This is a genomic window from Aphanizomenon flos-aquae FACHB-1287, from assembly GCF_014698755.1.
In the GTDB taxonomy this organism is placed as follows: Bacteria; Cyanobacteriota; Cyanobacteriia; order Cyanobacteriales; family Nostocaceae; genus Dolichospermum; species Dolichospermum flosaquae.
On sequence record NZ_JACJTO010000006.1, the window covers coordinates 86,688 to 107,647 of the forward strand.

Annotated in this window: 25 protein-coding genes; 9 read left to right on the forward strand and 16 right to left on the reverse strand. The window is 36.5% G+C overall.

Features of this window, described 5'->3' with window-relative positions; all coding sequences use genetic code 11:
* Positions 1-76: 76 nt before the first annotated feature.
* Positions 77-364, forward strand: coding sequence for a TMEM165/GDT1 family protein (locus H6G44_RS04615; RefSeq protein ID WP_190385812.1), 288 nt, complete (start codon positions 77-79; stop codon positions 362-364).
* Here the strand turns inward: H6G44_RS04615 and H6G44_RS04620 are convergent.
* From H6G44_RS04620 to H6G44_RS04640, 5 genes are all read right to left on the reverse strand, one after another.
* On the reverse strand, positions 361-1,617 hold the full coding sequence (locus H6G44_RS04620) for a fatty acid desaturase (RefSeq protein WP_242031675.1): 1,257 nt from the start codon (positions 1,615-1,617) through the stop codon (positions 361-363). The genes H6G44_RS04615 and H6G44_RS04620 overlap by 4 nt on opposite strands.
* Positions 1,618-1,884: 267 nt before the next feature.
* Positions 1,885-2,370, reverse strand: a complete 486-nt coding sequence (locus H6G44_RS04625; protein ID WP_190385811.1) for a hypothetical protein — start codon at positions 2,368-2,370, stop codon at positions 1,885-1,887.
* A 187-nt stretch (positions 2,371-2,557) separates the two neighbouring features.
* A complete protein-coding gene (locus H6G44_RS04630; RefSeq protein WP_199291741.1) occupies positions 2,558-2,986 on the reverse strand; it encodes a hypothetical protein in 429 nt (142 codons plus the stop codon).
* Between the two features lie 70 nt (positions 2,987-3,056).
* Positions 3,057-4,103 carry an ABC transporter permease gene (locus H6G44_RS04635; protein ID WP_190385810.1) on the reverse strand — a complete coding sequence of 349 codons (1,047 nt, stop codon included), beginning with the start codon at positions 4,101-4,103 and terminating at the stop codon, positions 3,057-3,059.
* Positions 4,104-4,205: 102 nt separating this feature from the next.
* Positions 4,206-4,724: an adenine phosphoribosyltransferase gene (locus H6G44_RS04640; protein ID WP_190385809.1), complete on the reverse strand. Its 519-nt coding sequence runs from the start codon at positions 4,722-4,724 to the stop codon at positions 4,206-4,208.
* A 304-nt stretch (positions 4,725-5,028) separates the two neighbouring features.
* Here H6G44_RS04640 and H6G44_RS04645 point away from each other — a divergent pair, with 304 nt between their 5' ends.
* On the forward strand, positions 5,029-5,655 hold the full coding sequence (locus H6G44_RS04645; protein ID WP_190385843.1) for a DUF3038 domain-containing protein: 627 nt from the start codon (positions 5,029-5,031) through the stop codon (positions 5,653-5,655).
* Between the two features lie 15 nt (positions 5,656-5,670).
* Positions 5,671-7,086: a DUF4335 domain-containing protein gene (locus tag H6G44_RS04650; RefSeq protein WP_190385808.1), complete on the forward strand. Its 1,416-nt coding sequence runs from the start codon at positions 5,671-5,673 to the stop codon at positions 7,084-7,086.
* Positions 7,087-7,174: 88 nt separating this feature from the next.
* Here the strand turns inward: H6G44_RS04650 and H6G44_RS04655 are convergent, their stop codons facing one another.
* The 3 genes from H6G44_RS04655 to H6G44_RS04665 form a co-directional block, all read right to left on the reverse strand.
* Positions 7,175-9,445 (reverse strand): transglycosylase domain-containing protein, encoded by a 2,271-nt coding sequence (locus H6G44_RS04655; RefSeq protein WP_190385807.1) that lies wholly within the window; start codon positions 9,443-9,445, stop codon positions 7,175-7,177.
* A gap of 8 nt (positions 9,446-9,453) precedes the next feature.
* On the reverse strand, positions 9,454-9,915 hold the full coding sequence (lspA, locus tag H6G44_RS04660; RefSeq protein WP_190385806.1) for a signal peptidase II: 462 nt from the start codon (positions 9,913-9,915) through the stop codon (positions 9,454-9,456).
* A gap of 118 nt (positions 9,916-10,033) precedes the next feature.
* Positions 10,034-10,621, reverse strand: a complete 588-nt coding sequence (locus H6G44_RS04665) for a biotin transporter BioY (protein WP_190385805.1) — start codon at positions 10,619-10,621, stop codon at positions 10,034-10,036.
* A 237-nt stretch (positions 10,622-10,858) separates the two neighbouring features.
* On the opposite strand from H6G44_RS04665, the gene pstS reads away from it, so the two are divergent.
* From pstS to pstB, 4 genes are all read left to right on the forward strand, one after another.
* Positions 10,859-12,010, forward strand: coding sequence for a phosphate ABC transporter substrate-binding protein PstS (pstS, locus tag H6G44_RS04670; protein ID WP_190385804.1), 1,152 nt, complete (start codon positions 10,859-10,861; stop codon positions 12,008-12,010).
* Between the two features lie 68 nt (positions 12,011-12,078).
* Positions 12,079-13,023: a phosphate ABC transporter permease subunit PstC gene (gene pstC / locus H6G44_RS04675; protein WP_190385803.1), complete on the forward strand. Its 945-nt coding sequence runs from the start codon at positions 12,079-12,081 to the stop codon at positions 13,021-13,023.
* A 44-nt stretch (positions 13,024-13,067) separates the two neighbouring features.
* The gene (gene pstA / locus H6G44_RS04680; RefSeq protein ID WP_190385802.1) at positions 13,068-13,949 is read left to right on the forward strand and encodes a phosphate ABC transporter permease PstA; all 882 of its coding nucleotides are present in this window, start codon (positions 13,068-13,070) and stop codon (positions 13,947-13,949) included.
* Positions 13,950-14,006: 57 nt separating this feature from the next.
* Positions 14,007-14,813, forward strand: coding sequence for a phosphate ABC transporter ATP-binding protein PstB (pstB, locus tag H6G44_RS04685; protein ID WP_190385801.1), 807 nt, complete (start codon positions 14,007-14,009; stop codon positions 14,811-14,813).
* A gap of 106 nt (positions 14,814-14,919) precedes the next feature.
* Here the strand turns inward: pstB and H6G44_RS04690 are convergent, their stop codons facing one another.
* Positions 14,920-15,240, reverse strand: a complete 321-nt coding sequence (locus H6G44_RS04690; protein ID WP_190385800.1) for a XisI protein — start codon at positions 15,238-15,240, stop codon at positions 14,920-14,922.
* A gap of 373 nt (positions 15,241-15,613) precedes the next feature.
* The gene (locus tag H6G44_RS04695) at positions 15,614-15,874 is read right to left on the reverse strand and encodes a type II toxin-antitoxin system prevent-host-death family antitoxin (protein ID WP_190385799.1); all 261 of its coding nucleotides are present in this window, start codon (positions 15,872-15,874) and stop codon (positions 15,614-15,616) included.
* A gap of 354 nt (positions 15,875-16,228) precedes the next feature.
* Here H6G44_RS04695 and H6G44_RS04700 point away from each other — a divergent pair, with 354 nt between their 5' ends.
* Both H6G44_RS04700 and H6G44_RS04705 read left to right on the forward strand, forming a co-directional pair.
* On the forward strand, positions 16,229-17,395 hold the full coding sequence (locus tag H6G44_RS04700; RefSeq protein WP_190385798.1) for an AAA family ATPase: 1,167 nt from the start codon (positions 16,229-16,231) through the stop codon (positions 17,393-17,395).
* The gene (locus H6G44_RS04705; RefSeq protein WP_190385797.1) at positions 17,392-18,078 is read left to right on the forward strand and encodes a hypothetical protein; all 687 of its coding nucleotides are present in this window, start codon (positions 17,392-17,394) and stop codon (positions 18,076-18,078) included. Before H6G44_RS04700 ends, H6G44_RS04705 begins: the two co-directional genes overlap by 4 nt.
* 173 nt (positions 18,079-18,251) lie before the next feature.
* Here H6G44_RS04705 and H6G44_RS04710 read toward each other — a convergent pair whose 3' ends face one another.
* The 6 genes from H6G44_RS04710 to H6G44_RS04735 all read right to left on the reverse strand — a co-directional run bounded on the left by H6G44_RS04710 (position 18,252) and on the right by H6G44_RS04735 (position 20,925).
* Positions 18,252-18,593, reverse strand: coding sequence for a XisI protein (locus H6G44_RS04710; protein ID WP_190385796.1), 342 nt, complete (start codon positions 18,591-18,593; stop codon positions 18,252-18,254).
* Between the two features lie 183 nt (positions 18,594-18,776).
* Positions 18,777-19,157, reverse strand: a complete 381-nt coding sequence (locus H6G44_RS04715) for a type II toxin-antitoxin system VapC family toxin (RefSeq protein WP_199291740.1) — start codon at positions 19,155-19,157, stop codon at positions 18,777-18,779.
* Positions 19,158-19,493 (reverse strand): hypothetical protein, encoded by a 336-nt coding sequence (locus H6G44_RS20160; RefSeq protein WP_228036541.1) that lies wholly within the window; start codon positions 19,491-19,493, stop codon positions 19,158-19,160.
* 105 nt (positions 19,494-19,598) lie between these two features.
* Positions 19,599-19,967, reverse strand: coding sequence for a type II toxin-antitoxin system prevent-host-death family antitoxin (locus H6G44_RS04725; protein ID WP_190385795.1), 369 nt, complete (start codon positions 19,965-19,967; stop codon positions 19,599-19,601).
* Between the two features lie 28 nt (positions 19,968-19,995).
* Positions 19,996-20,139, reverse strand: a complete 144-nt coding sequence (locus H6G44_RS04730) for a hypothetical protein (protein ID WP_190385794.1) — start codon at positions 20,137-20,139, stop codon at positions 19,996-19,998.
* Positions 20,140-20,151: 12 nt separating this feature from the next.
* Entirely contained in the window at positions 20,152-20,925 is a 774-nt protein-coding gene (locus H6G44_RS04735; protein ID WP_190385793.1) for a hypothetical protein, read from the reverse strand.
* Between the last annotated feature and the right edge of the window lie 35 nt (positions 20,926-20,960).

Here is a 20,960-nt window from a genome sequence, read left to right on the forward strand (position 1 = left end):
TTGTGGTGCGGGCATCCTACCCGCTAATAGCGTAACTCGCTCAGAATGTGATGTAAATACTATAAATTCGCAAACTATGGACTGGCATCTTTTAGGACTAAGCTTTGTAACAGTTTTCTTATCAGAATTGGGTGATAAAAGTCAATTAGCAGCGATCGCTCTTTCTGGACAAGGACAATCTCGAAAAGCTATATTTTTAGGTACAGCAGGTGCATTAGTATTAACTAGCCTCTTGGGAGCATTAGCCGGCGGTGCAGTGTCCCAATTTTTACCTACACGTATTTTAAAAGCGATCGCTGCCGTTGGGTTTGCGATCCTAGCTATCCGGCTATTATTACCCAACAATGACCATCCACAGTCCTAAGATGTAGATCTGGTGCTTATTTTTGTTTCCCCTAAAATTAAAGCTGCCTCCCGTTCCAAGGAAAAATTAACCCCTCCAACGGTTGATTGACGAAAGGAAGCAATAGATACAAGACTATCCGTGGAGGCATCCCACAAAATAAATTGGAAACAATCGGGAATATCCGCTATTTTTAGCTTTTTTACATGGGTAAGTAAATGACCATTTTCATTGTGGCAAGCTTCCAAATTATAATTAGGTATTCTCTCGGAAAGATGATGAATATTATGGTAGCCTATATTTGCCCCAAACCATTTGAGAACTGTAGGTAATTCTAAGTAACTACTACCTTCTAATGCTCCTAGTGTATAATCCCAACCCTCAGTTTTATGAGCATAAGAACCATCAAAGTTATGTTGTACAAAGAAGATGCAGATAAAAATCGCCGCTGAAAAAGTTAGAGTAATTGAGTAAACGCCGAAAAAGAATCCAAATCCTAATAAATAACCCAAATAAATCCAAATACCAACTACGCAAATATTATTGAAAAGGATATCAACAAACTCCCCTGCTGTGTACCAATTTCTGGATTTATAAGAGTAAATGATTTCCTTGATATCCATACTCGGATTTTCTTGGATACAAGTCAGTAAATGACCTATAAAACCGTATAATCCCGCGATTAGCACCAGTCTTGGCTTAATTGCTAGGTAGAAAAACCCCCCCGGAAAAAGCATCAAGGGATGTCTTAGCAATTCATAGCGATTTTGGCCAGAAGGACTAAGTTTAGCAAACTGCTCTGTGGAAATTAATGCCGATGGTCCGCGATATTTTTCCCAATCACCATTTGTTTTATGATGATAGGCATGACCTCTTGACCAAGGATATTGAGGAATTGCATTTATCACCCCCAATATAAATCCGACTACTCTATTTACCCGTTTTGATCTAAAGAGTGAATAATGTCCACAATCGTGCATTAATGAAAAACAACGTAGTGAAAACAGTACGATCAAAACCATGATCGGTGGCAGCAGAAACAATGAAAATTCTGCTGCTCTTGCTGCTAGAAACCACAACAAAATATAGGGAACAACTGTATTTAGGACTTGATAAGCTGCGCGTAAGTCGTTGCTCTTCATGTAGGGAGCTAAGACAAAATCTGACTTTTTAATCATTATGATTAGGTTGACCACTATTTTTTGCACAGAAAGACGACGTTTCCGGGTAATTACTTGACAATCAGCAGACCAAAAATTGAGGTTTTTAGCCATTCAATTGATTAACCCACATTCCCCACGTCATTTTATATTATACCATGACAAATATTAGCGATCGCCAAAATCTCAAGTATTATCACAGTTTATACTTAACGTTCTGCTATTTTTCTTAGTTTTACAGAGTTTTCCGCACTGATGAGGTACAAATTTGAATCATCAAACTCTTTTGGTGCGGGCAAGAAGCCCGCTAGATATGTACCTCATAACACCGGGAATATCATTACCTCTGAAATCCTCAACCTATCCCCTGTCCTCTTTTAATTAAGCTTCTCGCCAGCACAGGTTTAAAAGTATACCTCCTGATAGTATTTTCACGACTTCTAAACAGAAGTAACCGCCATGTAATATGTTCATTGTGGCTGGAACTGGGTTACTAGATAGCAAGCTTAAATTAGCACCTAAAGCGCACATTTGGGGAGTTAAGAAATAAGTGTCTAGTAAAGCCACTGTCAATAGTAATCCAGATAAAGCGATACTACTTAAACCCCAATGAGATTTAGTTTTGCTAATAGCCAGTACAGCAGTTAAAACCACAGCCGCAGACAATAATTCTAGACGATTAAAATTCCCAAAAACTACGTAACCTGCTGTGGAAAAATTTGCTTGATTCATCATACCAGCAAAGTAAAGACTAGGCATAATTACCCAATCTAAAACCAGACTAGCACTGAGCCAAAAACCTAAGATTAGGAGAATGGTTGTTTGCCAAGTTGACCGTTTAAACTCGAGATTAGAAATAGCGTTCATAAAAATAATTGCTTTGTTGTATTTCTAGTTTCTAACTAAAATAATAATTTTGGCAACAAATATCAACTAACTGTTACAAATAATAAATTGAACTTCATTTATGTGTTTCCAATGTGTTCGTTCACAACTTTAGGTCTGGGTAAAAAATCAAAATCTGTAACAGAAAGTAAAATTACTCTCTTTTAAACTACAATATACTTACTTTTCCATCACTACGAATATAAACAGATCTATCACCTGGAGAATCTTGACCATGGGGACGAATTTCTAAAACCAACGTCGTCAAATTCGGTTTGGATACCACACATTTTATGTATCTCCCCTGATTATCCCAAAACATAAGCGAAAAATTGTCTAATTCTTCCCCGCTCAAGTCAAATTGGAATTTTCCTCCTGGTTTTAACGTTGTTTTTCTAATTTCTGGTAACTGTTCTAATTTTACATCACCATAACTGTGGTTAACGACTTGCACCCGAATATATTTTCCTGGTGTAAAATGAAGTGGATCAAGACCACAATGAGAAGCACAAGTACCTGCTAATGTCACGTTAGAGTTAATTGGTGTTAACAGTAATGTCGTCAATAATGTGGCAGAAATTGCAAATTTCACCTTCATATACACCTTGGATGATTATTTAAATATGCTGTAAAAACTGAATTTCTGGTAATAAAGGATCATTAACAATCTAATTCAAATCTTCTAGCTTAATTCGAGGATCAGCAGCTTTTAAAATTAAGTCAGCAAGTAAGTTACCCATGATCAATAATACAGCACTCATGACCAAACTGGCCATGACTAAATATTGATCTTTAGCTAAAACAGCTTGTAGAGTTAATTTTCCTAAACCTGGCCAGTTGAAGAAATTTTCCGTAATAAATGCACCGCTTAATAAACCTGCTAATTCAAAACCCAATAAAGTAATTAATGGGTTAATAGCATTTCGCAAAGCATGAACATAAATAACCCGATTTTCTGGAAGTCCCTTAGCGCGAGCAGTTTGAATATAATCTTGACGTAAAACATCCAATAATTGACCACGCATAATCCGTTGTAAACCAGCAAAACTGGTAATACTTAAAGCAATTAATGGTAAAACTGAATGCCAAGCAAGATCAATAATTTTACCTAACCATGTCAGGTCTGCATGATCAATACTGGTCATATTACCCACAGGAAAAAGTGGGGTAGTTAATTGAGCAAAGAATAGCAAAAATAAGACAGTGATAAAACTAGGAATACCTTGACCAGCATAACTGACTATTTGTAAAATCTGGTCAGTTTTGCGATTTTGTTTGACAGCAGCGAGAATACCCAAAGGAATAGCGATCACCCAGGTTATAATTAAAGAAGCGATCGCTAATAATAACGTTGCTGGTACTCGTTCCCATAACAGCGATGACACAGAACGTTGATAAACAAAACTTGTACCAAAATCACCTTTAGTAATAATTTGCTTTAACCAAAATCCAAACTGTTCTGGCCAAGACTTATCTAACCCAAATTGTCGCCTAATTTCCTCAATTCGTTCTGGTGAAATTTTGGGATTTTGCCGCAGGGTATCTACATAATCTCCCGGAGACAACTTCATAATAAAAAACGACAAGGCCGACGCTAAAAAAATGGTCAATAGCGCCTGTAAAAGCCGTTTCATCACATAAATAAAAGTTTCATTCGTAACCAGCCCGATTAGCCAGTCTCGACTTGTCTCCAGGGAAATTTTTGTATTTGTCATTGGTCAGTTGCCATTGGTCAGTTGTCATTGGTCAGTTGTCATTGGTCAGTTGTCATTGGTCAGTTGTCATTGGTCAGTTGTCATTGGTCAGTTGTTCGTTGTCTAATATTCAACCAGAGAAATAATAGGGACATCAGGCAAATGTTTCCGTCCTTGTAAATCTCGTAACTCAATAATAAACCCAAACCCTACAAGTTCACAATCAATTTTCTGTACTAACTGTGCCGTTGCGCTGGCAGTTCCACCAGTAGCAATTAAATCATCTACAATTAAAACCTTACTACCCGGTTGTAAAGCATCCTGATGTACTTCTAATGTGTCTGTACCATACTCTAGTTGATATTCAATTGAGTGGACTGCTGCTGGTAACTTGCCTTTTTTGCGAACCGGAATAAAACCCGCACCTAATTTATAAGCCATAGGTGCACCAAAAATAAACCCCCGTGACTCCATGCCAATAATGTAATCTATTTCAAGTTCAATTTCAGAACATTTTTGTGCTAAAAAGTCAATAGTATAACGCAATCCCGCTGGATCGCTTAATAGAGTAGTGACATCCCGAAATAAAATTCCCGGCTTAGGAAAATCAGGTACATCACGAATCAGCGATTTTAAATCCATGTTTGTGAGTAGTTAGTGGTCAAAAACAAAAGGCAAAAGGCAAAATTTTTCCCAAAATCAAGAAAAATCCTACCCTATAATGTCATAACCTGAAGACTAGAGCTTTTGGTTTATCATTTATTGACGATCACCGAAAATTTTAACACTTAATGTATATGAAAACATTTGAGTAGAAAAACTATGTACTGTATATAATTGAACTTCCTATCGCGTCGGCGATTAGTGACAATTACTGGTTAAAGTAATTGAGGATAGAAATGAAACGAGAATGGAAACATTGGAAACGAATAAGGTATTTTCTAGAATGAATGTCTCTGCTACTGTCAGACCTGTAAACAACCCAAACTCCCAGGGAACATCGATGATTTTGGACACCTTACCAGATCCAGCCATTGCTGGCCAAGTATGTCCAGCCAGAACCAGATTGCAAATAGATTTAATGTTACTAGCCATTGAAGCCCTAGAACTGGGCGGTTCTGAAGCTATTTTGTCCTTTGCTGAAGAATTAGACCTCAAGGGAATTATCAAAAATCGGGTAAACTTATGGCGGATGCGAGCCTCTAACCCCATGCGAAAAGCCCATAGTCGTCGTCCTTTGGATATTTTAGAGGCCAAAGCCTTAGTAGTCATTGCTTGCTATATTGCGCGCCGATTAACAGTTGTGATTCGGCAACTACTAACCATATATCAACAATTGGCTGACAAACAGATTCCACCAGAACAAAATTTAAAATTAGCTAATTACTTAGAAAGGTTTAGAACACATTTTAAAAGTCGGATGAATTCCCGTCGCTCCGGTGTACTATCATTAACTTCTGATGAAAAATTAGATGAACTAGCTATAAACCTGTTAGGAAAATTACTATTTTGCACAGGTACAGCGGGAATGCAGCGGTATTGGATTTCTCTTTTTGACGGTGAAGTAGAGTAGAGTGAATAAATAAAAATGAATATCCAACGTAAATATAGTTTGCCTAATTGTACCCTACTCCTAGAAGGGTTAAGTGACATGACACGGACTGCTAACTTTCAAGAACTGCGTCCTGAACTATCCATATTAGTGAATGCAGAATGCTACATATCTAATTACACTCAACCGATAGTTGGGGGGAGAGAATTTTTTGAAAGCTTAGTTAGGGTTGTCAGCACCTACGCTCAAGAATTTTTAAGCAATATACCTAACCCCCAGAGTCAAAAATTTGCTAATCAAAATCATCATTCAGAGTTGGTCGAATTGCAAAACATTGACAGCAACAGACACCAATTAACTGTTCACTCTGAAATCACGGGAGACAACCTGGGGGGAAACAAAAGCCTTGAACAACAATCAACCATTCAAATGGTCTTGAACACAGTTCAATTATTTGATTTGGTTGAAGCTGTAGATCAGTTTTTTGCTGATAGTCAAACTTTACCAGAATTATCCCTGGAATTACACCCAGTTACTCGCAGTTATGGTGGTTCAAGTCAAACTTTACTCAAACAAGCTATCCCGGCTACTGTAGGCGTATCTAGCCTGGCCGTAGCTGCATTGACCTTTAGCTTAATTCCCACTCCCCAGGTCAGTCCTCCTCAAGTTAACCCGGATGTTCAGTCCAGCACTTCTACAACCACACCTACAGCACCCGTACCCCCTACAACTATTCCCTCAGCCTCTGTAACACCTAGCACGGTTAAAGATTTGGAGGCACTTTTAAAGACAGTTCCAGAAATAACAGATTCATCTCAGTTACGGGCATTAAATCGTCAACTTTATAATCAAATTCATCCCGCTTGGACAAATCGCTCAGGATTATCTGATAATTTAGTTTATCGTTTAGGTGTTGGTGCTGATGGTAGTATCGTTGGTTATAAGGCAGTTAATCAAAAAGCCAGTGACGCAATAGATCAAACACCATTACCCAAACTACTCTATAATCCTGCTAGTCGCGTCCCTAATGAACCTATTGCCCAATTCAAGGTTGTATTTACTCAAAGAGGGATTCTAGAAATTAGCCCCTGGTTGGGATACTCTAAAACTCCAGAAGTAACTGGGGAAAAAATTACTGATAGCGGTAAAATCAAAGACCTAAATCAAAAGCTGTATAGTACAATTCGTCAAAATTGGAGTGTTACTCCCACCTTTGCCAGCAATTTGAAATATCGGGTAGCAGTGAATAAAGAAGGTGTGATTGCTGACTATGAACCACTCAATCAAGTTGCTTTTGATTATTTCCGGGAAACACCTCTACCTCAAATGTTCCAATCTGTTTACGGCTCAAATGTGGCAGCACCCGATACAAAAGACCCTTTGGCTCACTTTCAAGTGGTATTTACACCTAAAGGCGAATTAGAAGTTACCCATTGGAAAGGATATAAGTAATTATTAGTGGTTAGTTGTCAGTTGTTGGTTGTCAGTTGTTGGTTGTCAGTGGTTAGTTGTCAGTTGTCAGTGGTCAGTGGTTAGTTGTCTATTTCGTAATTTTCCCCATATAATCACCCCAAAGTTGTGCTGCTTGGGCACTACTACCAGATGTAGGGGAATTATTATCGTTACCTAACCAAATACCAGTGACAAGTTTGCGACTAGGAATAAAACCAATAAACCAGAGGTCAACATTATTATTTGTTGTCCCGGTTTTACCTGCTTCCCCTAAACCAATAGCCGCGCTACGTCCTGTCCCATTACTAATTACCCCCCGCATTAAAGTAGTCATTTGATTAGCAACTGCTTTTTTTAGCACTTGTTTAGAACCATTTGGATCTGTATCGAAAGAGTAAATCACACGACAGGTTTCTAAATCTTTGAGATTCTTGCAATCACTACTGTCACGAATTTTACTAATGGCATGGGGTGGATTCCAGACTCCATAATTACCAATTGCCCCAAATGCTCCGGTCATTTCTAAAACATTAACTTCACTCTGACCTAATACCAAACCCGGTACTTCCTCAAGATTAGATCTAACACCCAAACGCTGTGCCATATCCACCAATTTATTCAAGCCAATTGCCTTTGTCACCCGCAAAGCAATAGGGTTTTCTGAAAGTGCCAAGCCAGTCGCTATATCTAAACTACCACCAGCACCACTACGACAGGGTTTATAGGTAAAGCCTTGCCAAGTTAAAGGACTGCAAGAATATCTTGTGTATGGAGAAATGCCTTTTTCTATAGCCGCGGTGTAAGCAAAAATTTTAAAAGTAGAACCCGGTTGTCGTTGAGCTTGTACAGTACGATTAAACTGGCTTTTTCTGTAATCAGTTCCCCCCACCATGGCAATAATACTTCCTGTTTTCGAGTCAAGGGTCACCATTCCCCCTTGGGAAAAACCAAAATTTGAGCCAGCTTTAGTTACAGAATTTTTTAACTCTGTTTCGGCTTTGGCTTGAATATTTGGATCTAACTGGGTTTCAATGATATAGTTACCTTCTCTGGCTGCTCCTGGACCTAGTCTTGATGTTAATTCTTGAAAAACGTAATCATAAAAATAGGGAGCAATGGTTTTGGCTTGCGTTTCGCAGACTTTGGGGCTAACTTGGACAGTAGAACGGCGTGCGCGATTGGCTTCCTCTTGGGTGATTTTGCCCATTTCCAGTAGTCGCTTAATAACTCGATTTCGATAATCTGCTGCTCCCAGTTTTCGCGGGCCTGTTCCACAAAAATCAAAGGCATTGGGAGCGGGTAAAATCCCTACTAAAGTTGCTGCTTCTGCTAGAGTTAATTCTTTGGCCGATTTGTTAAAATAGTATTTGGCTGCATCTTCAAAACCAGAAGTATCTGCACCTAAAAATACCCGATTTAAGTAAGTTAGTAAAATATCATCTTTGCTGTAAAATGTTTCTAATTTCAGAGAAACAACAACTTCTTTTAATTTCCGTCCTAAAGAATCCTGACTACCCACATATTCACGGAATAAACTCCGGGCTACTTGTTGGGTAACTGTACTCGCTCCTTGTTGGAAATCACCGCTACGACTGTTGATAAATACGGCTCTCAACACACCCAAAGGATCTACCCCGAAGTGCCAATAATAACGACTATCCTCAGAAGCTACGACAGCGGGGGCTAAATAGGGTCCAAAGTCTGATAGGTTTTTCAGGTCTATGTGGGCTATATTTCGCGGTTGACGGAGTGGGGTTGAGCCATCCCGGGCATAAACGACTACAGGGGCTTTAGTGGCTGTAGGTAAAGGTCTAACGGAAAATTTCATCCATTCAATACCTAATGATAAGGCAATTAGAGCCATGACACCACTGACACCATAAGCTGTCCAGGTGACACCCTTTATATACCAAGCTGGTGGGTCTATATATTCTAAATGCACGGAGGCAGCTAGTTCCGGGGGTCCTAAGGTAATTATATCACCATGACGCATTTCTAGGGCATTTATTCGCCTTTTGCCTAGATAAATACCGTTGGTGGAGTTTTCATCTTTAATGGTGAAAACGGGGGTATTTTGGGTGGAATCCCGGGACAGTGAAAGATGAATTTGGCTGACAACTTGATTACGAACAATGATATCACAAGATTTAGAACTACGTCCTAAAATATAGCGATCGCCTAATAGTGCATATTCTAACGTTTGATTGACCCCGGCATCATGTACCAATAGTTTTGGGACTTTGACATTGGGTTTCAGCGCCAATTTGGAAAAATCAACTCTAGCTTGAATTGTATTTACTACTTGAGTCAGTTGACCAAGTAAGGTTTGTGGTCTTTGTGGAGGTTGGGGGGAACTCATAAAAAATTTTAATTACTTGGTGTTTTTTGCCATGAGGCAATTAACAGGCAGACAATTCCAATAGTAATAAAAGAATCAGCCATATTGAATACGGCAAAATTAATCAACCGAAAATCAAGAAAGTCAACGACATAGCCTAATGCAAATCTATCAATACCATTGCCCATTGCTCCTCCTAAAATCAAACCATAACCCAATTGATCCCAAAAACTTAACAATGGTCCTGATAATGCAATAATTATCAATACTAAAGTTACACCTAAAGACAGCCAGCGTAACCACTCTACTTTACCACTTAATAAACTAAAAGCTGCACCTGTATTAGTAACATAGGTAAAATGAAATATACCACGTAGCAAGGGCAGTGTTTGTCCTAATTTGAAAGTTTGCACTACCCAATATTTTGTCAGTTGGTCTAATAAAAATGCTGTCAAGGCCGCAATCCAAAAAAAGCGATTTTTTATACGCATGATAAATTTGTCAGTTGTCAGTGGTTAGTGGTCAGTTGTCGGTGGTTACTGTCGGTGGTTGGTTGTGTTTTCTTTACTACTGACTATTGATCACTGACTACTAATCAATGACCAATAACTAATAAAACATTATATGTCGTAGGATATAAGCTACTATGGTGACAGCACAAACAACTACTAGTTGTCCTGGTAGCGCGAAACAGGAGTATTTGAGCATAGCTTGAATTAGAGATAAATTTTCTGTTCCTTTCCAAGGCAACACATAACTAATAATTAAATAAGCTATACCGCAGAGGTGAACGGTGATTAAGCCACAAAAACAACCAAAAGCCAGTGTTTCTAAGCGAGGTCTAGCTTTAAAGGCTAAATAACCACAAATCCAAGCTCCAGGAATAAAACCCAACAAATAGCCAAACTGAGATAGTTTAACATAACCTATACCGCCTCCTTCGGCAAATACGGGTAATAAAGTTAATCCCATGACTAAATAGGCAATTTGCGAGAGCGCGGCGGCATTTTGACCTCCTAAACAGCCTACTAGTAGCACTGCACCAATTTGATAGCTGACACCTAATGAAAGGGTTTGAATTCCGTGCTGACTCCAGTTCCAAGGTGAGGTAACACCATAAGCTTCTAGGAAAGTACCACCCATTGTCAGGAGCAAGCCTATCATAGACCATAGCAGTTGATTTGATGCAGCAAACATTTATTAGGCGCGAGGGAAAAGGCAATAGAACTAATGACAACAAGTATCGGCAACAAGTTGGCTTCACAATCGTAGATACTAAACATACAGGAGTCAAGAGGCAAAGGGTATGTGTGATTAGCACCAAAAAATAACTCTGGATATTTCCATTTATTCACCCATTCTCTACTTACTAAAAATATTTTTTAGCGGTATGTTAGAGGTGTTTATCTAAAAAATCAATAGAAATCAACACTAATGCTATTAAGCCTAAGTACAATAAAAAATAATCGTCTTATAGCTTTAATATCTGTGTTAGCAGTGGTGATGAGTTTATCAGCTTGTGCAGAAAATAGTGCAAACAATCCTAAAACCAGCAAACTAGATTTAGGAGGTGATGTTGAGTTAATAGGCGCGGGTGCTTCTTTTCCTTCACCACTTTATCAAACTTGGTTTACGGAGTTAAACAAAAAATATGCCAATTTGAAAGTTAATTATCAATCAGTGGGAAGTGGTGCCAGTGTTGAGCAGTTTACCAAGGGGACAGTAGATTTCGGTGCTAGTGATGTCGCAATGAAGGATGAAGAAATTAAAAAAATCCCCGCTGATCAAGGCGTGCTATTATTACCTGTAACCGCTGGTAGTATTGTTTTAGCTTATCATTTGCCAGATGCTCCCAATATACCGGGTGATGTAGCTACACTCAAGCTACCCCGGGCAGTATATGTTGATATTTTACTAGGGAAAATTAAATTTTGGGATGATCCAGCGATCGCTCAAGCTAATCCTAGTACAAAATTACCAAAAGAGGAAATTAAAGTTATTTATCGTGCTGACGGTAGTGGCACTACAGACGTTTTCACTAAACATCTTAGCACTATTAGCCCAGAATGGAAAACTAAAGTAGGTAACGGTAAAAGTATTAAATGGCCTGTAGGAGTTGGAGCGAAAGGGAATGAAGGTGTTACTGCCCAAATTCAACAAACTCCGGGTTCTATTGGTTATGTTGAATATGTCTACGCTAAAGAAAGTAATCTCAAATTTGCATCTTTAGAAAATAAAGCCAAGCAGTTTGTTTCCGCTTCTGAAGAATCGGCAGCTAAAACTTTAGCATCAGTAATTTTACCAGAGGATCTGCGTGCTTTTATTTTTGATCCTGAAGGTGAGGACTCTTACCCAATTGTAACTTACACTTGGATTCTAACACATAAAAAATATGCTGATGCCGCTAAGGCTAAAGCAATAGAAGCAACTATCGAGTATGCTTTGACGGATGGACAAAAGATAGCCCGTGAATTAGGGTATGTGCCTTTACCAGCTAATGTAATTGCCAAAGTTGCAGCAGCGGCTGATCAAATCAGTCCTGATTATCAGATTTCTATTGGCGCTGTTCCTAAAACTACCAATTGACACTCTCAGTTTTTGAGATCTGTTTCTCCTTCGTATTTTTGCTGATTTAACTTTTACAGTCAGTATTCATGGCTACAAATTTTCAAGAAACCCCATTAACAATGAAAAATCGCTCTGAACTCGACAGAAACCTGGATTGGAGCTTTATTTGGTTAACTCGAATTTTTGCCTTAGCAATTACTGGTATTTTATTATGGATTGCCTTGCAGATTACTATTGCTGCTTGGCCTGCTATCCAAAAATTCGGGATTAATTTCTTATTTACGAGCAATTGGAACCCTGTTAATAATGAATATGGGGTATTACCTGCGATTTACGGGACTCTTATGAGTTCTTTGATTGGACTAATTTTAGCTATCCCTATTGGTGTGGGAACGGCGATTTTATTGAGTGAAGATCTTCTCCCTTCTAAGGTGCAGTTAGTTTTGGTATTTTTAGTAGAATTGTTGGCTGCTATTCCCAGTGTTGTTTATGGAGTCTGGGGAATTTTTGTTTTAGTGCCGATTTTAACTGATTTGGGAAAATGGCTACATGGTTCCCTGGGTTGGCTACCAATTTTTAGTTCTGCACCTACAGGTCCAGGGATGTTACCAGCAGGAGTGATATTAGCGATTATGACATTGCCAATTATTACAGCTATCTCTCGTGACGCTTTGATTTCTTTACCTTCGAGTTTGCGTCAAGCTGCTTTGGCTGTCGGTGCAACCCGTTGGGAAACTATTTTTCAAGTTATTATCCCCGCTGCTTTTTCTGGTATTGGCAGTGCGGTGATGTTGGCACTTGGTAGGGCAATGGGTGAGACAATGGCTGTAACTATGTTAATTGGTAATGCCAATAATATCAATATCTCTCTCTTAGCGCCATCTAATACGATTTCTTCTTTGCTGGCAAGTCAGTTTGCTGAAGCTAATGGGTTACAAGTTGCTGCTTTAATGTATGCAGCTTTAGTGCTATTTGTCTTGACTATGATAGTTAATATTCTGGCGGAGTTTATTGTGGCGCGAGTTCAGTAATAAGATTTTTAACCCTTTTTCTGACTTCTTCTATAGATTAAATTATGACTTCCTCTTTTGGGCAAAGAAGCCTGACTCGTTCTCCTTCCTCTCCTCGAACATTGTTTAATACGGTGATGACTGTATTAGCTTTTATCTGTGGAGTATTGGCGCTTGTTCCTTTGTTGGCAGTGCTTTATTATGTAATAATTAGAGGGTTTAGTAGTTTAAATCTCAATGTTTTTACACAATTACCACCATCTCCTTTTGGTAGAAATGGAGGTTTTGGTAATGCTATTTTAGGAACATTATTGATGGTAGGAATCGGTGCTATAATTAGTGTTCCTTTTGGTGTGTTGGCAGCAATTTATTTAACTGAGTTTAGTTCCCGAAAAGTTGCTAGATGTATACGTTTTGCTACTAATGTTCTCAGTGGCGTTCCTTCTATTATTGCTGGGGTATTTGCCTATGAAATTGTAGTTTTAACTTTAGTAAAGCTCAATTTAGGCTCTTACTCAGCTTTGGGGGGTGGGTTCGCTTTAGCGATTTTGATGTTACCTATTATTGTCAAAACTACGGAGGAAGCTTTGCGCTTAGTATCTCCAGATTTACGACAAGCTTCTATTGGATTAGGTGCAACTAATTTACAAACGGTAACATTAGTGGTATTACCGATTGCATTACCTGCAATTGTGACTGGTTCTACTTTGGCAATTGCTCGCGCGGGTGGAGAAACAGCACCATTAATATTTACGGCTCTTTTTTCTTCTTTTTGGCCCGATAGTCTCCTCAAACCTACGGCTTCTCTCGCGGTTTTAGTTTACAACTTTGCGACTTCTCCTTATCAAACTTGGCAGTCTTTAGCTTGGTCTGCGTCTTTAATTCTCCTGTTGATGGTTTTAATTACTAGTATTATTGCTCGCTGGGTTACGAAACAAAAGGTCTAATCACAGGCTATTAACAAAACTGAAATTTATGCTGACCAACTTATTTTTTAAGTATTTATGGATACTATAATTAGCTCGATTAATCCGACTGAATCTGTTTTACGCACGGAAAATCTGAATATCTATTATGGTAGTTTTTTGGCTCTACAGAATGTTTGGTTAGATATTCCTAAAAATCAGGTAACGGCTTTTATTGGACCTTCTGGTTGCGGTAAAAGTACATTGTTACGATGTTATAATCGTCTGAATGATTTAATTGAATCATTTAGAGCGGAAGGTAAGGTTTATTTCTACGATAAAAATCTTTATGCACCTAATATTGATGCTGTTGAGGTGCGAAGACGAATTGGGATGGTTTTTCAAAGACCTAACCCATTTCCTAAGTCAATTTATGAAAATATTGCTTTTGGTGCGAGAATTAATGGCTACAGGGGTGATATGAATGAGTTGGTGGAAAGGAGTTTGCGACAAGCGGCTTTGTGGGATGAGGTTAAGGATAAATTGCGACAAAGTGGTTTATCTTTATCTGGTGGACAGCAGCAGCGGTTATGTATTGCTCGTGCGATCGCTGTGCAACCAGAGGTTATACTGATGGATGAACCATGTTCGGCGCTTGACCCTATTTCTACTTCGCGGGTTGAAGAGCTTATTCACGAACTGAAGGAGCAATATACGATTGTCATTGTTACCCACAATATGCACCAAGCATCACGGGTATCCGATAAAACGGCATTTTTTAATGTCAGAACTTCAGAAACGGGTGAACGTAGTGGTTATTTAGTGGAGTATAACTTGACTAAGGTAATTTTTAATAATCCTCAACAGGAGGATACTCAAGCTTACATTAGCGGTAGATTTGGGTAATTATTTGTTTTGCGAGTTTCATTAGTTTTTACCTAATCTTATAAAATGAAGGTTAGTCCATCCAGAATTACCCTAACTTAAATTATATCAACAAATTCCTTCTCTATTAAGCCACCGCAAACTCTGTAAACTTCCGAGTTTCTGGATCATGAAAAGCTGAAACAATATCCTCTTTCGGTACACCTTCCCTCAATAATTCCGTTGTAATACCTTCCTGGGTCCAATCTTCCTCAATGTAAATTTTATTGTTTTTAATTCTTACGTGAATATGAGTGGATTTGAGTCGTTTATCTTCTTGCCAATCAACTGTTAACCAAAGATAATGATCATGGGTTTCAGAATCATAATCAGGTGATTGATGAACTAATTGATCATATTCTGTGAGAATTTTCTTGATCAATTCTCGGTATTTTATGATTTTATCCATGATACAATTTCCTCCTTTTTATTATTAAAAACAATCAAATTAATTTGACTGTTCTTTTTAACCCATTGGTTTTGTTGGCTCTAATTAATTCTCTTCTTACTTCATAGTTAGCTATTTCAGGTAAAGCAATATTTTCACCTTTTTCTAAAAAGTTAGCATACCATAGGTTACATTTTTGAGCTTCTATAGATGTTGATTTAGGGTTGGTAATATTCCTAAAACTCCTGAATCAAGGATAATTAATTTTTGAATCAAGGATAATTAATTTTGGCATTCTGGCAATGGTGAAAATAGGGAACGATTAGAAAAATGATCTTGTTCTAAAGATTGACTCTAAAGTTTCTGTTTGTTCTTGTTCATCTCCTTCTTCTTCTCACATTTTTAATAATTCAAGTGCTTTTTTGTTGTTGCTTTTTGTCGGTTCTAATTCTTTTTTATTCTCAATTATTGTTTCTAATTGTTTGATATGATCGAGGATTTTTTGATAAGATACGGCATCTTTTACTACTAATTCAGCTTTACCGTTAACTGTTAAAATCAGAGGATTTCCGGTTTCTTTCATCTGGTTAATGAGTTCGTTGGTGTTGCGTTTGAAGGTTGAGAGTGATTGAATATCTTGACTGAGATTAATCATGGTTGGTGATTCTGCACTAAATTTAGATTTAATTTAATGTTAGCATAAAATTAAAAAAGCGATCGCACTTCATTCTACCTACATCAAACAGCGTTAACCTCTCCCTCAATCCCTCTCCTGTAAGGAGATTTGGGATGTTAGATGAATGTGATCACATTTAACAAACCTATACCCAAAAAGTGATCACTGTCCCAACTGATGACTAAACAGTAATACCTGCTGTAATTTGTACTAAAACACTTTGATATAATTCGATCATACTTCTTTACATAAATTTTATTATTTTATATATCTACAGTGGTATCATAGTATAGATTCTCTGGAAGAGATAAAGGTTCAGAGTAAATAAAAAATATGAAAATTCATCAATTTGAGTATCAAGATCACGAATATCAATGGAAACTTGAGCCAGTTAAATTTTTACCCCATATTAACCTTTTAGTTGGGATATCTGGTGTAGGTAAAACTGAAATACTTAAAGCTATTCGCCGTTTAAATAAAATAGCAAATGGCGCATCTTTAAATGGAGTAGAATGGAATATAGAATTTTCTACCAGCGATAATGTTAACTATCATTGGCAAGGTAGATTTGAAGGACATCAAATAACTCAAATTATTGAACAAGAATTAGACGAAGGCGAAATTACTGATTCTAAAAATGAAGGATTTAGAATTTTATCAGAACGACTATATCGAAATGATATCATAATTGTTGAGCGTGATGAGGAAAAAATAATCTTAAACGGTAAACAAACACCTAAGTTATCTCTCTTTCAAAGTGTTGTTTATATTCTTAACCGAGAAGATGATATTATTCCAGTTAAGACAGAATTAGAAAAAATCATTTTTGTTGATTATGAAAAAATAGATAAAACTTGGAAAATTCCTATATCTGTTATAAAACAATATGAAAATTCTTCTTTAAAAAAACTCAAAGAAAGTGATTTACCTACACCAGTAAAATTATCCATTCTCTATAGATATTTTCGTCAAGAATTTAACAAAATTCAGAAATTATTTCAAACTATATTTCCCAAAGTGATAGATATTAAGATAGAGCCATTCAAAAAAGATAAATTGGAGCAATTACCAGCGGCTTTATCAGATATACTGAGAGATGCAGTTACCATAAACATTAAAGAAAAAAGAGTAAATGATTGGATAGAAAACATTTCATCAGGAATGTTAAAAACCTTTATGTACATCAGTGAGCTAAGTTTATCGCCAGAAGGTGCAGTGATTTTAATTGATGAATTTGAAAATAGTTTGGGTGTAAATTGTATTGATAGTGTTACTGATTTAATTTTAGAAAACCGTGATTTACAATTTTTTATTACTAGTCATCATCCTTACATAATTAATAATATTAGTCCAGCATATTGGAAAATAGTTACTCGTACAGGTGGGTTAGTAAGTGTAAAAAATTCCGAGTATTTTCACATATCAAATTCTAGACAGAAGGCTTTTATTGATTTAATTAATATTTTGGAAGATGATAATGAAGAGGTGGAGGAAGAATGAATATTTATTTTTTAGTAGAAGGAAGACGTGCAGAGAAAAAAATTTATCCTGCATGGCTTCAATATTTAATTCCCCAATTACAAAAAGTTGAATATTATGATCAAGTCCAAGAAAACAACTATTATCTAATTAGTGGTAAAGGTTATCCTTCAATTCTCGGTGATCATCTGGAAAATGCACTTGAGAAAATTCAAGAAAAAAATAACTATGATTATTTAGTCCTTTGTGTTGATGCTGACGAAGAACTGGTTGAAGATAGAATAGATTATATCTATCAATATATAGCGGATAAAAAATTTAATTTAGGAAAAACTGAATTAGTTATAGTTGTACAAAATCGTTGTATAGAAACTTGGTTATTAGGAAATAATAAACTCTTTGATTCTAGACAACCACAGGAACTTCCTTTATCAGCTTATGTGAAATATTATGATGTTTCTCAAAATGATCCAGAACTAATGGGAAAATATGATCAGAATAACTATGGTGATTTTCATGAACAATATTTGAAAGAGATTTTTAATGCTAAGAATCTAACATATACAAAAAATAATCCTGGTGTAGCGAAACAACAATATTATTTAGAACAACTAATTAAAAGAGTAGAAAATAATAATGGGCATCTAAAAACCTTTAAAGCATTTATAGAATTTTGTGAAAAAATTAGGGAAGAAATGTCCTAAAATCAATTAGGTGAGTCTATCCAGACCCACCCTAACCTAAATTATACCAAAGCCGCCTGTTCCTCCTTACTAATCACCCTCCCCTCGTCCTCAAAACCAACAATTTGATCAAAATTCAAATAACAATACAAATTATCCGCAAAAGGATTAATTTTATCCTGTTTATAAATTACTCAAGCCACAGCAAACTCCGTTAATTTCCGACTTTCAGGATCATGAAAAGCTAAAACAATATCCTCTTTCGGTACACCTTCTATTAATAACTCCGTTGCAATACCTTCCTGGGTCCAATCTTCCTCAATGTAAATTTTCTGATTTTTAATACGAACGTAAATATGAGTATTATTAACTCTTTTTTTGTTAGCCCAATCAATACTACGCCAAAAACAATGATGATTATTGTCATCAAAAATTAAACAATTTTCCGGGTGAAAATCAGGAGCTTTTTCAACAATTTGATAATATTCTGTTAAGATTTTTTTGATTATTTCTCCATATCTTGTGAGCTTATCCATGATACAATTTCCTCCTGTTTGTTATTAAAAACAATAAACTCTACCTGATGACGTTTAACAATAGCTTTTGCATATTCCGCATCTGCATCTGCTGATAATAATACAGGATTGGCTTTGATCTAAAAGATAGTTTTTATTGATCTCTAACATTTTAGTAACACTCCGATAAAGATTTTATGAATGTTAAATATTCTGATTTTTTTCAAAAGGATTGAGTAATTTTAAATTAGTAATCCAACGAAAATCATCAATGTTTCTAGTGATAACAGTTAAATCATAAACTAATCCTGTAGCCGCAATAATAGTATCTCCTAAAGACATTTTTTTAATCTGTTTTAGTTTTACTCCTTGCTCAATTACAGCTTGAGAAACTGGTAATATTTGAGAAGCATTGAAAAACTCCTCAAAAGAGGTTTTATCTTCATCATTTATCTGATGATAACCCAATACTTCGAGATAAGAAAGAGCAGATACAAAAGGAGAATTTTCAGCGATAAACTCCCTTAAAAATTCATTTTCTGCTTGTGCTGCATAAATAATAATATTGCTATCAAGTAACATCATTTAATCACGATTAGGAAGAGAGCGATCTTGACGAATTTCTTGTTGCCATTTCTGCGGATCAATTTCAACAAAAATATTCTTTTTTGATATTTTTCTTAATGCTTCTGCCATTTTTTGTCCATTAGATATGGTAAGATATGAAAAATCTATTCCCATTAATTCTAAAATTTTCAAAAATATGTCTGTATCCATTTCCATGATTTCGGCTGCTTTATGTAAACTAATTAACCGAGATGTTAAAGCACCAAGTACAAATATAAAGGTTTCTTTTTGTTCTATACTCTGGAATAATTGCACTTGAGAGGCAATTTCTTTAAAGGTAGTTTGGTGATTCATTTATTTGATACTGGTTAATGGATTAAGTCTATTTTTATAATTATATCAACTTTGCTCTACCAAAACCATAAAACAAAACGAGAAGAAGGATAATTAATTTTGGCATTATGGCAATGGTGAAAATAGGGAACGATTAGAAAAATGATCTTGTTCTAAAGATTGAGATAAATACTCTAAAGTTTCTGTTTGTTCTTGTTCATCTCCTTCTTCTTCCCACGTTTTTAATAATTCAAGTGCTTTTTTGTTGTTGCTTTTTGTCGGTTCTAATTCTTTTTTCCTCTCAATTATTGTTTCTAATTGTTTGATATAAGCAAGGATTTTTTGATAAGATGCGGCATCTTGTACTACTAATTCTGCTTTACCATTAACTGTTAAAATCAGAGGATTTCCGGTTTCTTTCATCTGATTAATGAGTTCGTTGGTGTTGCGTTTGAAGGTTGAGAGTGATTGAATATCTTGACTGAGATTAATCATGGTTGGTGACTCTGCACTAAATTTATATTTAATTTAATGTTAGCATAAAATTAAAAAAGCGATCGCTCCTCTTTCTCCCCAAAACAAGCGATCGCACCACTAACTCACCATGAAAAAGTGCTTGGACATCCAACTCCCCTACATCCCAAAGGGAGATTGTCTTCCCTAGCAAAAGGCAATCAGATTATCTAAGGTTTAAGAATTGCTTTAAGTCAGAAACTAATTTTTGATTATTGTAATCATTGTAAGGCAATATAATCTTTTGATCGGATTTCAGTTTAATAATGATTTGCTCCTCTATTGACATACCATTATCATGTGTTTCCAGATTGACGGCTGCAATTATATTAAGCTCATACTCTTCCACGTCAGTGGTGCGAAACCACTTCTTGCGAATGATCGTAAAACATTTGTGGTCAAGATCAAAAACACAGGTTGATAGACTATTTCTTATTATTAAGGCTGCCAATAGTAAACCACATAAAATGAATGGGCTTCCCGCTAACAGTATGTGCCTCCAGTCCAGTGGGTGCAAATCTAACTTCTCTTCTGTAGATGTTGAAATGAATTGATTAATTTCAGACACAAACCAATTAGCATCTGTTTCTAAACAACTTGTTAAGATTCGAGTGGAAAAAGTTTTTTCCACCACTATAGTAGGAAAGTAGCAGTATTTTCCTTCATCATCGGGTTCGACTGATCTTGTTACCTTAGCCGTCAGTGCAGATAATGGAAATGCTACTCTTGTATGATCTAGAAATCTTTCTCGAATAAATTCGCACTTTGCTTCAAAATATTTTTCTCTTTGGCATATTAATCTATCACCGTTTCCTACCCAAAAAGCCGCTATCAATGGAATAGATGATGCCATTCCCAGACCTAAAAAACCCCCTATTAGAGAGCGAGTAAAAGATTGCCTAATGGTGAATTGCCGTAAATGAGGTTTGTGAATATTCATAGTTTAATCTCAAAATTTAGTGATTTCTATATTGT

Coding starts and splice junctions, on each gene's coding strand:
- H6G44_RS04700 (WP_190385798.1), top strand. CDS start 16,229: ATGAAAATTCATCAATTTGAGTATCAAGATCACGAATATCAATGGAAA.
- H6G44_RS04630 (WP_199291741.1), bottom strand. CDS start 2,986: ATGAAGGTGAAATTTGCAATTTCTGCCACATTATTGACGACATTACTG.
- H6G44_RS04615 (WP_190385812.1), top strand. CDS start 77: ATGGACTGGCATCTTTTAGGACTAAGCTTTGTAACAGTTTTCTTATCA.
- H6G44_RS04655 (WP_190385807.1), bottom strand. CDS start 9,445: ATGAGTTCCCCCCAACCTCCACAAAGACCACAAACCTTACTTGGTCAA.
- pstS (WP_190385804.1), top strand. CDS start 10,859: ATGCTATTAAGCCTAAGTACAATAAAAAATAATCGTCTTATAGCTTTA.
- H6G44_RS04695 (WP_190385799.1), bottom strand. CDS start 15,874: ATGATTAATCTCAGTCAAGATATTCAATCACTCTCAACCTTCAAACGC.
- H6G44_RS04640 (WP_190385809.1), bottom strand. CDS start 4,724: ATGGATTTAAAATCGCTGATTCGTGATGTACCTGATTTTCCTAAGCCG.
- H6G44_RS04635 (WP_190385810.1), bottom strand. CDS start 4,103: ATGACAAATACAAAAATTTCCCTGGAGACAAGTCGAGACTGGCTAATC.
- pstC (WP_190385803.1), top strand. CDS start 12,079: ATGGCTACAAATTTTCAAGAAACCCCATTAACAATGAAAAATCGCTCT.
- H6G44_RS04665 (WP_190385805.1), bottom strand. CDS start 10,621: ATGTTTGCTGCATCAAATCAACTGCTATGGTCTATGATAGGCTTGCTC.
- pstB (WP_190385801.1), top strand. CDS start 14,007: ATGGATACTATAATTAGCTCGATTAATCCGACTGAATCTGTTTTACGC.
- H6G44_RS04645 (WP_190385843.1), top strand. CDS start 5,029: ATGAATGTCTCTGCTACTGTCAGACCTGTAAACAACCCAAACTCCCAG.
- H6G44_RS20160 (WP_228036541.1), bottom strand. CDS start 19,493: ATGAATCACCAAACTACCTTTAAAGAAATTGCCTCTCAAGTGCAATTA.
- H6G44_RS04705 (WP_190385797.1), top strand. CDS start 17,392: ATGAATATTTATTTTTTAGTAGAAGGAAGACGTGCAGAGAAAAAAATT.
- H6G44_RS04625 (WP_190385811.1), bottom strand. CDS start 2,370: ATGAACGCTATTTCTAATCTCGAGTTTAAACGGTCAACTTGGCAAACA.
- H6G44_RS04715 (WP_199291740.1), bottom strand. CDS start 19,157: ATGATGTTACTTGATAGCAATATTATTATTTATGCAGCACAAGCAGAA.
- lspA (WP_190385806.1), bottom strand. CDS start 9,915: ATGCGTATAAAAAATCGCTTTTTTTGGATTGCGGCCTTGACAGCATTT.
- H6G44_RS04735 (WP_190385793.1), bottom strand. CDS start 20,925: ATGAATATTCACAAACCTCATTTACGGCAATTCACCATTAGGCAATCT.
- pstA (WP_190385802.1), top strand. CDS start 13,068: ATGACTTCCTCTTTTGGGCAAAGAAGCCTGACTCGTTCTCCTTCCTCT.
- H6G44_RS04725 (WP_190385795.1), bottom strand. CDS start 19,967: ATGATTAATCTCAGTCAAGATATTCAATCACTCTCAACCTTCAAACGC.
- H6G44_RS04620 (WP_242031675.1), bottom strand. CDS start 1,617: ATGGCTAAAAACCTCAATTTTTGGTCTGCTGATTGTCAAGTAATTACC.
- H6G44_RS04690 (WP_190385800.1), bottom strand. CDS start 15,240: ATGGATAAAATCATAAAATACCGAGAATTGATCAAGAAAATTCTCACA.
- H6G44_RS04710 (WP_190385796.1), bottom strand. CDS start 18,593: ATGGATAAGCTCACAAGATATGGAGAAATAATCAAAAAAATCTTAACA.
- H6G44_RS04650 (WP_190385808.1), top strand. CDS start 5,671: ATGAATATCCAACGTAAATATAGTTTGCCTAATTGTACCCTACTCCTA.